The sequence below is a fragment of the Mesorhizobium sp. SARCC-RB16n genome, assembly GCF_008520305.1.
Taxonomy (GTDB): domain Bacteria; phylum Pseudomonadota; class Alphaproteobacteria; order Rhizobiales; family Rhizobiaceae; genus Mesorhizobium.
The window spans coordinates 49,614-63,418 of sequence record NZ_ML703284.1 but is presented as its reverse complement, the minus strand read 5'-3'; the positions used below and the strand labels follow the sequence as shown (position 1 = coordinate 63,418).

The 13,805-nt window shown below is 63.7% G+C and carries 14 protein-coding genes; 7 read left to right on the top strand and 7 right to left on the bottom strand.

The window, feature by feature from the left end:
- Nucleotides 1–118: 118 nt before the first annotated feature.
- Complete coding sequence (locus C7I87_RS26650) at nt 119–586, top strand: Lrp/AsnC family transcriptional regulator (protein WP_149907021.1); 468 nt, start codon at nt 119–121, stop codon at nt 584–586.
- Here C7I87_RS26650 and C7I87_RS26645 read toward each other — a convergent pair.
- The 5 genes from C7I87_RS26645 to aztA form a co-directional block, all read right to left on the bottom strand.
- Nucleotides 583–921, bottom strand: coding sequence for a protein tyrosine phosphatase family protein (locus C7I87_RS26645; protein ID WP_149907020.1), 339 nt, complete (start codon nt 919–921; stop codon nt 583–585). The genes C7I87_RS26650 and C7I87_RS26645 overlap by 4 nt on opposite strands.
- A 118-nt stretch (nt 922–1,039) precedes the next feature.
- Complete coding sequence (gene zigA / locus C7I87_RS26640) at nt 1,040–2,248, bottom strand: zinc metallochaperone GTPase ZigA (RefSeq protein WP_149907019.1); 1,209 nt, start codon at nt 2,246–2,248, stop codon at nt 1,040–1,042.
- A 108-nt stretch (nt 2,249–2,356) separates the two neighbouring features.
- A complete protein-coding gene (gene aztC, locus C7I87_RS26635; protein WP_149907018.1) occupies nt 2,357–3,298 on the bottom strand; it encodes a zinc ABC transporter substrate-binding protein AztC in 942 nt (313 codons plus the stop codon).
- 27 nt (nt 3,299–3,325) lie between these two features.
- The gene (gene aztB, locus C7I87_RS26630) at nt 3,326–4,201 is read right to left on the bottom strand and encodes a zinc ABC transporter permease AztB (protein WP_149907017.1); all 876 of its coding nucleotides are present in this window, start codon (nt 4,199–4,201) and stop codon (nt 3,326–3,328) included.
- Nucleotides 4,201–5,013 (bottom strand): zinc ABC transporter ATP-binding protein AztA, encoded by an 813-nt coding sequence (gene aztA, locus C7I87_RS26625; RefSeq protein ID WP_149907016.1) that lies wholly within the window; start codon nt 5,011–5,013, stop codon nt 4,201–4,203. Before aztA ends, aztB begins: the two co-directional genes overlap by 1 nt.
- 228 nt (nt 5,014–5,241) lie before the next feature.
- On the opposite strand from aztA, the gene C7I87_RS26620 reads away from it, so the two are divergent.
- Nucleotides 5,242–5,586: a RidA family protein gene (locus C7I87_RS26620; protein ID WP_149907015.1), complete on the top strand. Its 345-nt coding sequence runs from the start codon at nt 5,242–5,244 to the stop codon at nt 5,584–5,586.
- A 45-nt stretch (nt 5,587–5,631) separates the two neighbouring features.
- Here C7I87_RS26620 and hutC read toward each other — a convergent pair whose 3' ends face one another.
- Nucleotides 5,632–6,372 (bottom strand): histidine utilization repressor, encoded by a 741-nt coding sequence (gene hutC / locus C7I87_RS26615; RefSeq protein WP_149907014.1) that lies wholly within the window; start codon nt 6,370–6,372, stop codon nt 5,632–5,634.
- 11 nt (nt 6,373–6,383) lie between these two features.
- Nucleotides 6,384–7,739, bottom strand: a complete 1,356-nt coding sequence (locus C7I87_RS26610) for a formimidoylglutamate deiminase (protein WP_149907013.1) — start codon at nt 7,737–7,739, stop codon at nt 6,384–6,386.
- A gap of 96 nt (nt 7,740–7,835) precedes the next feature.
- Here C7I87_RS26610 and hutI point away from each other — a divergent pair, with 96 nt between their 5' ends.
- Genes hutI through C7I87_RS26585 form a run of 5 tightly spaced genes read left to right on the top strand, consistent with a single transcriptional unit; the run spans nt 7,836 to nt 13,710 of the window.
- Complete coding sequence (gene hutI / locus C7I87_RS26605; RefSeq protein WP_149907012.1) at nt 7,836–9,065, top strand: imidazolonepropionase; 1,230 nt, start codon at nt 7,836–7,838, stop codon at nt 9,063–9,065.
- Nucleotides 9,062–10,603: a histidine ammonia-lyase gene (gene hutH / locus C7I87_RS26600; RefSeq protein WP_149907011.1), complete on the top strand. Its 1,542-nt coding sequence runs from the start codon at nt 9,062–9,064 to the stop codon at nt 10,601–10,603. The genes hutI and hutH overlap by 4 nt, the downstream gene beginning before the upstream one ends.
- Nucleotides 10,603–11,421: an N-formylglutamate deformylase gene (hutG, locus tag C7I87_RS26595; protein ID WP_149907010.1), complete on the top strand. Its 819-nt coding sequence runs from the start codon at nt 10,603–10,605 to the stop codon at nt 11,419–11,421. The genes hutH and hutG overlap by 1 nt, the downstream gene beginning before the upstream one ends.
- Nucleotides 11,422–11,446: 25 nt before the next feature.
- Complete coding sequence (hutU, locus tag C7I87_RS26590) at nt 11,447–13,120, top strand: urocanate hydratase (RefSeq protein WP_188394006.1); 1,674 nt, start codon at nt 11,447–11,449, stop codon at nt 13,118–13,120.
- Nucleotides 13,121–13,131: 11 nt separating this feature from the next.
- Nucleotides 13,132–13,710, top strand: coding sequence for a HutD/Ves family protein (locus tag C7I87_RS26585; RefSeq protein WP_149907008.1), 579 nt, complete (start codon nt 13,132–13,134; stop codon nt 13,708–13,710).
- Nucleotides 13,711–13,805: the final 95 nt, after the last annotated feature.

Here is a 13,805-nt window from a genome sequence, read left to right as displayed (position 1 = left end):
TTTGGCCTGAAAAGGCCATCTGAAACTATGATAACGCGAAGCCCGTGCATGGTGCTTGCATTCAAACGCTTGAAATGATGATGTCATGCGTGAAGCATGCATGAAGTGAGAAAAAACCATGGATAGCGCGCGCATCGATCAGTTTGACCGCAAGATAATGGCGCTCTTGCAGAGCGACGCGCGGCTCACCAACAACGATCTTTCGGAGCGGGTGAACCTGTCGGCATCGCAATGTTCGCGCCGACGCCAGCGGCTGGAGGAAGACGGTTACATCAAGGGCTATCGCGCCGTGCTTGACCGCGACAGGCTCGGCTTCTCGCTGGTCAACGTCATCTCGGTGACGCTGGCCACCCACAACCGAGACAATGCGCGGCGCTTCGGCGAGTTGGTGGCGCGGTTGCCGGAAGTGCAGGAAGCGCACGCACTGACCGGCGAGATGGATTATATCCTGAAGGTGGTGACGCCCGATCTCAAATCATTGTCCGAGTTCGTCAACGGCGTGCTCCTGCCGCACGAATCGGTACAGCATGTGAAGACCGCGATCGTGCTCGAAACACTGAAGGAAACCGGGGCGCTGCCGATCTAGCCCTTGGACTGCTGGATCAACCCATACAAATTCGTGCAGCGCGCGCCGGAGCGGCAATAGGCGAATACCGGGCCGTCGAGCTCGTGGAGCGCCTCGGCCTGGTCGTCGACATTCTCTTGCGTGATCTGGCCGCTGATCACCGGGATATAGCGGAAGGCGAGGCCGGCGGCCTCGACCGTGGCCTTGAGCGTGTCCGCCGAAGGCTGTCCCGGCTGCTCGTCGTCCGGCCGGTTGCAGATCACGCTCTTGAAGCCGGCGGCCTTGATGGCGGCGACATCTTCGGGCTGGATCTGGCCCGAGACCGAATAGTCTTCGCTGATCTGGCGATATTCCATGGCTCGCATCCTCGCAATCTGGTTTGGTGGAAAGTCTTGCCACTCCCCATCCGTGCCGGCAATCCGCGCCGACAGAAATCATCATGCTGAGATAGAGGTTTCCGCCGAAGAATCCAACTCATGCTGCCCATGTCGGGAAGGGATCAGGCAGCCCGCTCCACAATTCCGGCTGGAAGTGTTCGGCCTCGACCAGGCAATTGTCCAGTTCAGCGCTAAGCTGCGCCTCGTCCATCGGGTCGCAGCCGATAAAGACCAGTTCCTGGCGACGATCGCCCCAGACCGGATCGAGATAGGGAGCCATGCTTTGGCGCCAGCCGGCATGGTCTGGCCATCGACTTTGCGGCACGGCCGCCCACCACAAGCCGCGCTTCTCGGTCCTGACCAACGCACCGGCATGACTCATTTCGCCGACGTGGCGCGGCCGTGTCGCTAGCCAGAAGAAGCCTTTGGCCCGCACCACGCCGGGCCAGGCGCGGTCGATGAAGGCCTGGAACTTCGCCGGCTCGAACGGTCTTCGCGCCCGGTAGACGAAGGAACGGATGCCATATTCCTCGGTCTCGGGAACATGGTCGCGAAAACCGTTGAGCTCCTTGAACCAAAGAAGGTTCTGCTGGGCCTTGTCGAAATCGAAACGACCGGTGGCAAGCACCTTGCCGAGCGGCACCTTGCCGAAATCGGCTTCGACGATCTCGGCGCCTGGATTGAGCGCCCGCACGATCAACCGCGCCATGTCTAGCTGGTGCGGACTCGCCACGCCGATCTTGTTCAGCACCACGGTGTCGGCGAATTCGATCTGCTCGACCAGAAGGTCAACAAGCGCGCGACCGTCCTGCTCGCCAAGCGACTGGCCACGCTGCTTGAGGAAATCAGCGGACGAATAGTCCTTGAGCAGGTTGAGAGCATCGACCACGGTCACCATTGTGTCCAGTCGGGCGACGTCCGACAGGCTGTCGCCATTCTCGTCGCGAAAATCGAAGGTCGCGGCGACGGGCAACGGTTCGGAAATGCCGGTCGATTCGATCAACAGATAGTCGAAGCGGCCCTGTTCGGCCAGCGCACGAACCTCCTTCAACAGGTCGTCACGCAGCGTGCAGCAGATGCAGCCATTCGACATTTCCACCAGCTTTTCGTCGGTGCGCGACAGATCGGCGCCGTCGCGCACCAGTTCGGCGTCGATGTTGATCTCGCTCATGTCGTTGACGATGACGGCCACGCGGCGGCCTTCGCGATTCGACAAGATGTGGTTGAGCAGTGTGGTCTTGCCGGCGCCGAGGAAGCCGGAGAGTACGGTGACGGGAAGGCGTTTGAAGTCTGACGTCTGATTCATGATCTGTTTCCCGAAGTCTGGTCCAAATGTGTAACGTTATTTTATAACAACGCAATGCCGAAAAAAGGCGGAGACCTGGCTCCGCCTTCTTCGGCGAAAGAGGTTTCGTCAGCTGCCTAGAATGGCGCCTTTGATCTGGCGGATGTTGTTGTGCATCATGTCGATATAGGTCGGTCCCGGGCCATCGGGCTGCGACAGCGCGTCCGAGTAGAGCGTGCCGCCGATCTTGATGCCGGTTTCGCTGGCAATCTGTTCGATCAGGCGCGGGTTGGTAATGTTCTCGACGAAGATGGCGGCGGCCTTGTCCTGCTTCACCTGCTCGACCAGCTTGGCGACATCGGCGGCCGACGGTTCGGAATCGGTCGAGATGCCTTGCGGAGCGAGGAAGGTCAGGCCGTATTCGTGTTCGAAATAGCCGAAGGCGTCATGCGAGGTGATGACGACGCGCTTTGCCTCGGGGATCGACTGGATTGCCGCCTTCACTTCGCCTTCCAGCGCATCGAGCTTCTTGGTGTAGGCGGCCGCATTGGTCTGGTAGCTGACACAGCCGTCGCTGTCCGCCGCGCAGAAAGCTTCGGCGATGTTCTTCACATAGATCCTGGCGTTGGCGATCGACTGGAAGGCGTGCGGATCGGTGACCGTCTTGCCGCCGCCGATGCCGGCACCCTCGGCCGCGTCGGCGTCGGCGAATTCAGGCTTGAAATCGATCGGCGTCACGCCCTTGGTCAGCGTGATGATCGAGGCCTTGGTGGCGCTGGCATCGACCAGCCGCTGCAGGAAACCTTCGAAATGCAGGCCGTTGACCAGCACGATGTCGGCCTTGGCCATGGTCACCGCGTCGGCCGGGCTCGGTTCGTAGACATGGGCGTCGCCATCCGGACCGACGATGCTGGTGATCGCAACACGATCGCCGCCGACGTTTTTGGCGAAATCCGCGATGACCGTGAAGCTGGCAACCACTTTCAGCGGCGCGGCCAAAGCCGATGATGCCCCAAAGGCGGTTAATGTTATAACGCTCACCGCCAGGGCGGCACGGATCGATTTCAGCATAAGCGGGGTCTCCTTTTAGGGGTGGGATCAGGCCGTTCTGTGACGGTGATGGATGATGCGAGCGCGCAGGATGCCGCGCGTGCCGAACAGGATCGAGGCGAAATAGACGACGCCGGCCGACAGGATGATGGCCGGGCCGGATGGCAACGACGCATGATAGGACAAGAGCAGTCCGGCAATGCACGAGGCAGAGCCGATCAGCACCGCCAGCACGCACATCGGCTCGACACGCGCCGTCCAGAACCGCGCGGCTGCCGCCGGCAGCATCATCAGTCCGACGGAAAGCAAAGTGCCGAGCGCCTGGAAGCCGCCGACGAGGTTGAGCACGACTAGGCCGAGGAAGATGAAGTGCACCGGGCTGCCCATGCGGCTGACCGAACGCAGGAACAGCGGGTCGAGGCATTCCGCGACGAGCGCCCGCCAGAAGATGGCGAGGCTGACCAGCGTCACCGCGACGATACCGCCAATCAGCGTCAATGCCTCGTCGTTGAGTGCCAGCACCGTGCCGAACAGCACATGCATGAGATCGACGCTGGAGCCGCGGATCGACACCATAAGCACGCCGATGGCGAGCGAAATCAGGTAGAAGGCCGCCATCGAGGCGTCTTCGCGCTGGATGGTGAAGCGCGAGACGGCACCGGCGCCGAGCGCCACGATGACACCGGCGATCAGCCCGCCAATGGTCATCGGCAGGATTTCAAGACCATAGAACAGGAAACCGGCGGCAGCCCCCGGCAGGATGGCATGGGCCATCGCGTCGCCCGACAGGCTCATGCGCCGCAGCATCAGGAAGACGCCTATCGGGCAGGCGCCGAGCGACAGCATCAGCGAGCCGAACAGCGCCCGCTGCATGAAGCCGAAATCGGCGAAGGGGGCGATGAAAAGACCGTAGAGGAAATCCATCAGGCAGCCCTCGGTCCGGCGCCATGGTGATGGTCGTGATCGTGGCCATGATGATTATGGTCATGGCCACGAGCGTGCTCGTCAGGCTCGCACCAGGGCGCGTTCTCTTCCCAGGCTTCGTGGAAGCGGCGCGCGCGCAGCAGGTTCTCCGGCTTCAGCGTCTCCCGGGTTTCGCCCCAGGCAACAGGCTGGCGGGCAAGCAGCAGTGTTTCGGGAAAATTCTGGCGCACCAGATCCAGATCATGGACGACCACCATGATGGTGCGCTCTTCCCCGTGCCAATGCTTGATCAGGGCAATGAGGTCACCGACCGTCTTGGCGTCGACGGCGTTGAACGGTTCGTCGAGCAGGATGAGGTCGGCATCCTGCAACAGCACGCGGGCAAACAGCGTGCGCTGTAACTGGCCGCCCGACAGCGTGTCGATCGGCCGCTTCTCGAATCCACCGAGGCCGACGGCCATCAAAGCCTGGCTGACGGCGTCGCGATCGTCCTTGGTGTAGCGGCCAAGCATGCCGCGCTTCGGCCACAGGCCGAGCGAGACCAGATCGACGACGCGGGCGGGAAAAGAGCGATCAAGTTCCGATTGCTGCGGCAGGTAAGCCGCCCGCAAGGCCGGCGCGCGGATGATCCCGCCGGCCATCGGCTTCAGCACCCCGACAATACCCTTCATCAGCGTCGACTTGCCCGAACCATTGGCGCCGACCACGGCCGTCAGCGAACCCTTGCGGATCGCGCCGTCGAGGTGATGGATCGCGGGATGGCTGTTATAGCCCAATGTCAGGTCACGGAATGTCAGGCAGGTCTGGGTCATATCGTTCCGTGGGAAGCCAATCGGCTAGGGTGCGGCGGCTTGGATATGTGATGTTATTACATTAGTCAACAAGCTCATCCGGCCGAATTGCGGCGCAGTGGTCAACTCGCCGTATAGACCCCGGGTCCTGGATTGAGCAATTGGCTCAACCGGTTTCGGTTCAGGCGGCCTTGCCCGAGGCGGATGCCGACTCTAAAGAGGCGCGACCACAACGGAAGGAACCTCGTAATGAGCATTCGTCGCATCGATGTTGGCCCGCGCATGAGCCAGATCGTCATCCACGGCAACACCGTCTATCTGGCCGGCCAGGTCGGCGAACCCGGCGGCAACGTCGCCTCGCAGACCCGTGATATCCTGGCCACCATCGACGAATTGCTGGCCAAGGCCGGCACCGACAAGACCAAGATCGTCCAGGCGATCATCTGGCTGGCCGATATGGGCACCTTCGCCGAAATGAATTCCGAGTGGGACAAGTGGGTGCCGCAGGGCCACACGCCCGCCCGCGCCACCGGCGAAGCAAAGCTCGCCGGCCCGGAATACCTGGTCGAGATTATTATCACCGCAGCGGTTTGAGCCGGCGGTGAAGCTATCGATCTCCCCCCTCGTGGGGGAGATTACTCACCCCTGCGACGGCGTGAACCTTGCCACCAGCGTGTGGCTTCCCGCCGGATAGATGAAGCGCACATGGGTGACCGGGTGCTCGGCGCTCCAGGTGCGGCGCTCGACCACCAGGCAGGGTGCGCCGGGATCGATGTCGAGCGCGTCGGCGACAGTCTCATCGGCCGCGACCGCTCGTATCCGGTGCTCGGCCTCGCTCCACGGCACGCGGCCGATCAGCCAAGGCCCGGCGGCGATCTCCAGAAACTCTTCGTTCGCGGCTTCCGAAACCGCCGAAAGATTGATCAGACGTTGCTCGAGTGCGAATGGCCGTTCGCCGGCAAAATGCAGGCCCTCGAGCCATAGCACCGAACCTGCAGCGGCCAGTCCGAGCAACCCCCTGTCCTCCACGTTGCTGCGCCGCTTCAGGCGATCCAGTCGCTCGTAGCGGTAGGGCAGGCCGAGCGCCTCGACCTCGATCCTGATGTCGTGAAGTTCCAGCACGGCTGCCTGCGATTGCGGTTGGCGGACGAAACTGCCCGAGCGGCGACGGCGTTCGATCAACCCGGCTTTGGCGAGCTGCGACAGTGCCTTGTTCACCGTCATGCGCGAGCATTTGTATTCGGCGGTCAGCTCATGTTCGAACGGGATACGGTGCCCGGGCGCCCAGGTGCCGGACAGGATTTTTTCGCGGATATCGGAAAGGATGCGCTGATGCAGCGAGACGGTCTCGCTGTCGTCTATGTCAGTCGGTTCGGCCATGCTCATCTCGGTCAGCCCTCGGAAAGCGCCGTCATCACGCTGCGAAACCGTTCGGCGATAGCCTCGCGCTTGGCATGCCTGCCGCCGCTGACCTGTTTCTTGCCATGCACCCAGACGCAGTCGACCTTGCTGCCATTGGCGAAGATCCAGGCGTCGAGGATCGCATCGCCGGTCTTGCCCGCCAGCGAGGGATTGCCGGCGTCCAGCGAGACGAGATCGGCGGATACGCCGGCGACGATCAGCGAGGGGCCGGCACCGAGCGCGACGCTGCCGCCATCGAGCGCGGCGTCGAACAGGGCTCGCCCGGTCGAACCGCCGGCAACGGCCAGCACATTGCGGGCGCGGTGCGCGAGGCGCTGCGAATATTCGAGCTGGCGCAATTCGTCGGGCAGGCCGATCAGCACGTTGGAATCGGAGCCGACACCGAAGCGGCCGCCATGCTCTCCGAACAATGGTGCGGCAAACGTGCCGTCGCCGAGATTGGCCTCCGTGATCGGGCAAAGGCCGGCGATGGCGCCGCTTTTGGCCATGGCGATGGTTTCGGCTTCCGTCATGTGGGTGGCGTGGATCAGGCACCAGCGCTGGTCGACAGCGGCGGCCCCAAGCAGAAATTCGACCGGGCGCGCGCCGGACCAGGCAAGGCAATCCTCGACTTCCCTGACCTGTTCGGCGACATGGATGTGGATCGGCCCGTTTGGCGCCATCGCTGCAACCGCCGTGAGTTCCTCCGGCGTCGCGGCCCGCAGACTGTGCGGGGCAACGCCGACAATTGCTTGATTCAAAGAGCGAACAGATTCGTGGCTCTTCTCAACAAGCCGGGCGAACCGATTCACATCGTTGATGAATCGGCGCTGACCTTCGTTTGGGGCAGCACCACCGAAAGAGGAGTGCGCGTAAAACACCGGCAGCAGCGTCAGGCCGATACCCGTTTCGCCGGCCGCGGCAGCGATGCGCTCGGCCATTTCGGCTGGGTTGGCGTAGGGTTGTCCGTCGCGGTCATGGTGTAGATAGTGAAATTCGCCGACGCGCGAAAAACCGGCCTCCAGCATTTCGACGTAGAGTTGCGCCGCCACCGCCTCGACCTGGTCCGGCGTCATCGATAGCGCGAAGCGGTACATCACCTCGCGCCAGCTCCAGAAACTGTCGGCGGAGGGGCCGCGCAACTCGGCAAGCCCGGCCATGCCGCGCTGGAACGCATGGCTGTGCAGGTTGGGCATGCCGGGCAGGAGAATGGCATGGCGCTCGTCGCCAGCCGTCGTGGTGCTCCCAGGCTCCACGGCGGTGATGCGCCCATTTGCGAAAATGATCCGCACATTGCTGTGCCAGCCATTGGGTAGAAGCGCCTGTTCCGCGAAGATTGCCGTCACGTCCGTCTCCGAATCCTGCCCAGGGATGACAATACCACTTGCAGTGCGTTTCAATATGTATATACATAATCGCCATCCTTTCAAATGGAAAAGGTGATGGTTGGAGCAAACGAGAAGAGCGGTCTTCGTCTGTGGCGCAATGCGCGGCTGGCGACCATGGCCGATGGCGCGGCTGGCTTCGGCGTCGTCGAGAAAGGCGCCATTGCTGCCCGCGACGGGCTTATCGTCTATGCCGGTGCCGAAGCGGACATGCCGGCTTCCGTTGGGCAGCGCGCCGAGACCGTCGATTGCGAGGGGCGCTGGATCACGCCTGGCCTGATCGACTGCCACACCCATCTCGTCCATGCCGGCAACCGCGCCAACGAGTTCGAGATGCGGCTGGCCGGCGCCACCTATGAGGAAGTCGCCAGGGCCGGCGGCGGTATCGTCTCGTCGGTCAAATCCTTGCGTGCCGCCAGCGAGGACGAGCTGGTGGCCCAGACGCTGCCGCGCCTTGACGCGCTGATGGCGGAAGGCGTCACCACCGTTGAAATAAAGTCGGGCTATGGTCTCGACCTCGACAATGAGAAGAAGTCGCTGCGCGCCGCGCGACGGTTGGGCAATGAACGCCCGGTGACCGTCCGCACCACATGCCTCGCGGCCCACGCGCTGCCGCCCGAAGCCAAGGGCGACAAGGATGCTTTCATCGATCTCGTCGCCAAAACGATCCTTCCTGGCGTCGCCGCCGGAGGCTTGGCCGATGCCGTCGACGGGTTCTGCGAAGGCATCGCCTTTTCGCCCGAGCAGATGTCTCGCGTGTTCGACGAGGCCAGGGCGCTCGGCCTGCCCGTAAAACTCCACGCCGACCAACTGTCCAACCTGCACGGCGCTGAACTCGCCGCCCGCTATGGTGCCCTGTCGGCCGACCATCTCGAATATACCGACGAGGCCGGCGCCATGGCTTTGGCCAAGGCGGGGACCGTGGCGACGATCCTGCCGGGCGCCTACTACTTCATCCGCGAGACCAAGAAGCCGCCGATCGGCCTGTTCCGCCAGCATGGCGTCAGAATGGCTGTGGCCACCGACAACAATCCCGGCACCTCGCCCCTGACCTCGCTGCTTTTGACCATGAACATGGCGGCGACCCTGTTCGGCATGACGGTCGTCGAATGTCTTGCCGGGGTCACCCGCGAGGCCGCGCGCGCGCTTGGCCTGCAGGCGGAAACCGGCACGCTGGAAGCTGGCAAATCCGCCGATCTGGCGATCTGGGACATCGAGCGCCCCGCCGAACTCGTCTACCGCATGGGCTTCAACCCGCTGCATGCCCGCATCTGGAGAGGACAATGACCGAACTGACCCTGAAGCCCGGCAATGCGACGCTGGCCGACTGGCGCGCCATCTACCGTGGCGCCGTGCCGAAACTCGATGATGCGTGCCGCCCGAAGATCAAAGCAAGCGCCGAGGCCGTCGCCAGGATCGTCGCCAAGGGCGAGCCGGTCTATGGCATCAACACCGGCTTCGGCAAACTGGCCAGCGTGCGCATTCCCGCTAGCGATCTCGAGACCTTGCAACGCAACATCGTGCTGTCGCACGCCGCTGGCGTCGGCGAGCCGATGCCGGTTGCCGTCGCCCGCCTGATGATGGCGCTGAAGCTTGCAAGCCTGGCGCAGGGCGCCTCCGGCGTCCGGCCCGAGACCATTCGGTTGCTCGAAGCGATGCTGGCCAACGACGTCATCCCGGTGGTGCCGGCGCAAGGTTCCGTCGGCGCCTCCGGCGACCTTGCCCCGCTGTCGCACATGACGGCGGTGATGATCGGCGTCGGCGAATGCTTTACCCCGCATGGCCGCTTCCCGGCCAAGGTCGCGTTCGTCTCGCATGGGCTGGAGCCTGTGACATTGGGCGCCAAGGAAGGTCTGGCACTGCTCAACGGCACGCAGTTTTCGACCGCTTATGCGCTGGCCGCCTTGTTCGATGCCGAGGTGCTCTACCAGTCGGCGCTGGTCGCCGGCGCGCTGTCGACCGACGCGGCCAAGGGTTCCGACGCCCCATTCGACCCGCGCATTCATCTGTTGAGAAAGCACCGTGGCCAGATCGAGACGGCGGATGCGCTGCGCAATCTGATGGCCGGCAGCGCCATCCGCGAGTCGCACCGGGTCGGCGACGAGCGCGTGCAGGATCCCTACTGCCTGCGTTGCCAGCCGCAAGTCATGGGTGCCGCGCTCGATGTCCTGCGCAAGGCCGCCGATACATTGGAAACCGAAGCCAATGGCGTCACCGACAATCCGCTGATCTTCGCCGAGGACGACATGGCGCTCTCCGGCGGTAACTTCCACGCCGAGCCGGTGGCCTTCGCCGCCGACATGATCGCGCTTGCCGTCTGCGAGATCGGCTCGCTGTCGGAACGCCGCATCGCCATGCTGGTCGACCCTGCGCTGTCGGGCATGCCTGCTTTCCTGACGCCCAAGCCCGGCCTGAACTCCGGCTTCATGATCCCGCAGGTGACGGCGGCGGCACTCGTTTCCGAAAACAAGCAGAAGGCCTATCCGGCCAGCGTCGATTCCATCCCGACCTCGGCCAACCAGGAAGACCACGTCTCGATGGCCGCGCATGGAGCCCGGCGGTTGATCGGCATGGTCGAGAATGCAACGGCCGTGATCGGCATCGAACTTTTGGCTGCCGCGCAAGGGTGTGATTTCCATGCGCCCCTGGCCTCGAGCGATGCGCTGGAAGCCGTGCGCAAGCTGGTTCGCGCCGAGGTGCCGCATCTCGACAATGACCGGCATTTCCACCCCGACATGGAAAAGGCGATCGCCATGGTGCGCAGCGGTGCGACCGTGAAGGCAGCGAGCGCTGTGGCGCTGCCTTCGATCTCGGGAGCGGCGTGATGACTGCGACCCCCTGGCTCACCGTCAGGCAAGGTACGGCGCCGCTGCTGGTGTCGATCCCGCACACCGGCATCGACCTCGCCGGTCTCGAAAACCGGCTGGTGTCGCCATGGCTCGGCCGTCGCGATTGCGACTGGTGGATCGACAATCTCTATGGCTTCGCCGACAGCCTCGGCGCCACCGTCGTGCACACCGCGATCTCGCGCACCGTTATCGACGTCAACCGCGATCCGTCCGGCGCCTCGCTCTATCCCGGACAGGCAACGACAGGTTTGTGTCCGACCGAAACCTTCGATGGCGATCCGCTCTACAGTGAAGGTGAAGAGCCAGGGCCGTCGGAGATCGACGAGCGGCGCGAGAAATATTTCGTGCCTTACCATGCAGCCTTACAGGCAGAGATCGACCGCTTGCGCGGCCTGCACGAGAAGATTGTCCTCTACGACTGCCATTCGATCCGCTCGGTGCTGCCGCGCCTGTTCGAAGGCACGCTGCCGGTGTTCAACCTCGGCACCAATGACGGCAAGAGTGCCGATCCGGCGCTGCAGACCATGATCAACCAGATCATGGCCGAAACCGGCGAGACCTTTGTCGTCGACGGACGCTTCAAGGGTGGCTGGATCACGCGCCATTTCGGCCAGCCGCATCAGGGCGTGCACGCGCTGCAAATGGAACTCTCCAACCGCGGCTATATGCGCGAGCCCGAAGGGAAGGGCACGCCGGACAATTGGCCGGTACCCTACGATGCCGCGTTCGCCGCGCCGATCCGCGCCACGCTGACGCAGATTCTCCAAACCGCCATTGACTGGGCCGGGCGCTGATGCGCCGCCTCATCCGAAAGGGACAATGATGACCGACCCTCGCCACAACATCCGCGAAGTGCGCAGCCCCCGCGGCGACAAGCTCAACGCCCGGTATTGGACGACCGAAGCGCCGCTGCGCATGCTGATGAACAATCTCGACCCTGATGTTGCCGAGAACCCCAATGAACTGGTCGTCTATGGCGGCATTGGTCGGGCGGCGCGTACCTGGAACGATTTCGACCAGATCGTTGCCTCGCTGAAGACGCTTGGCGAGGACGAGACGCTGCTGGTGCAGTCCGGCAAGCCGGCCGGCGTGTTCCGCACCCACCCGGATGCGCCGCGTGTACTGATCGCCAACTCCAACCTGGTGCCACACTGGGCGACCTGGGAGAAATTCAACGAGCTCGATAAAAAGGGCCTGATGATGTACGGCCAAATGACGGCCGGCTCATGGATCTACATCGGCACGCAAGGCATCGTGCAGGGCACCTACGAGACCTTCGTCGAAGCCGGCCGCCAGCATTATGGCGGTGATCTCAAGGGAAAATGGATCCTCACCGGCGGCCTCGGCGGCATGGGCGGCGCCCAGCCATTGGCCGCCGTCATGGCCGGCGCCTGCTGCCTCGCCATCGAATGCAACCCGGACTCCATCGATTTCCGCCTCCGCACACGCTACGTCGACGAAAAGGCCGAGACGCTGGACGAGGCCATGGAAATGATCGAGCGCTGGACCAAGGCCGGCGAGGCGAAGTCCGTCGGCCTGCTCGGCAATGCGGCCGAGATCGTGCCCGAAATGTTCCGGCGCGGCATCCGCCCCGATATGGTCACCGACCAGACCTCGGCCCACGATCCCATCAACGGCTATCTGCCGAAGGGCTGGACGATGGCCGAGTGGCGCGAGAAGCGTGTCAGCGACCCGAAGGCGGTCGAGAAGGCGGCCCGAGCTTCGATGCGCGAGCATGTCGAGGCGATGGTGGCGTTCTGGAACGCCGGGGTGCCGACACTCGACTATGGCAACAACATCCGCCAGGTCGCGCTGGATGAAGGGTTTGAGAACGCCTTCGCCTTTCCCGGTTTTGTGCCTGCCTATATCCGCCCGCTGTTTTGCCGCGGCATCGGTCCGTTCCGTTGGGCCGCACTTTCCGGCGATCCCGAGGATATCTACAAGACCGACGCCAAGGTGCGTGAGCTCACCCCCGGCAACACCCATCTGCACAATTGGCTCGACATGGCGCGCGAGCGCATTTCCTTCCAGGGCCTGCCGGCGCGCATCTGCTGGGTCGGTCTCGGCGATCGGCACAGGCTGGGCCTCGCCTTCAACGAGATGGTGGCCAAGGGCGAGCTCAAGGCGCCGGTCGTCATCGGCCGCGATCACCTCGATTCGGGTTCGGTCGCTTCGCCCAACCGCGAGACGGAATCGATGAAGGACGGCTCGGACGCCGTATCCGACTGGCCGCTGCTCAATGCACTGCTCAACACCGCGTCCGGCGCCACCTGGGTGTCGCTGCACCATGGTGGCGGTGTCGGCATGGGCTTCTCCCAGCACGCCGGCATGGTCATCGTCGCCGACGGCACGCCGGATGCCGCAAGGCGCTTGGAGCGGGTGTTGTGGAACGACCCGGCGACCGGCGTCATGCGCCACGCCGATGCCGGCTATGACATCGCGATCGAATGCGCCAAGGAGCATCAGCTAAACCTGCCGGGCATTCTCGGATAGCGGCTGGCGTCATGCGCATCCTTCGTGCCACCGATTACCGCGTCATGCCGTGGAAGAACGGCGGCGGTACGACGACCGAGATCGCCGTCTCGCCCGATTGCGCCGGGCTCGACGATTTCGACTGGCGCGTCTCGATGGCCCGGGTCCAAAGCAGCGGGCCGTTCTCCAGCTTTGCCGGCATCGACCGCACGCTGTCGGTGCTGGAAGGCGAGGGGATCGTGCTTGATGTCGCCGGCCAGCCGCCGGAGCGGATGACAGCGGCTTCCAAGCCATTTTCCTTTCCAGCCGACCAGCCGACGAGTGCCGCGCTGATCGACGGCCCGATCACCGATCTCAACGTCATGACCCGCCGCGGCCGCATGCTGCATCAGGTCGAGCGCCTGGCGATATCGATGCCTGTGGAAATCCCGACCGAGGCCGGTCCCACCCTGATCCTCTGTCACAGAGGCAATGCCATTTTTCCCGGCGCCGCGCCTATGCGTCTTGGGCCGCTCGACACACTGCTGCTCGGGCCGGATGCCTCTGCCTTGCGGGTTCAGCCCGCACCGGATGCGACCCTTTTCGTGATCCGGATGATCGCTGCCGCCTGACGCGTTTCGCGCCAACGGTTACCGCCTGTTTCCAAACATGATCGCGACGCCGGCGAAATATAGCGTAGGCTGGCGGCGGCATCACGAAAAAGCCC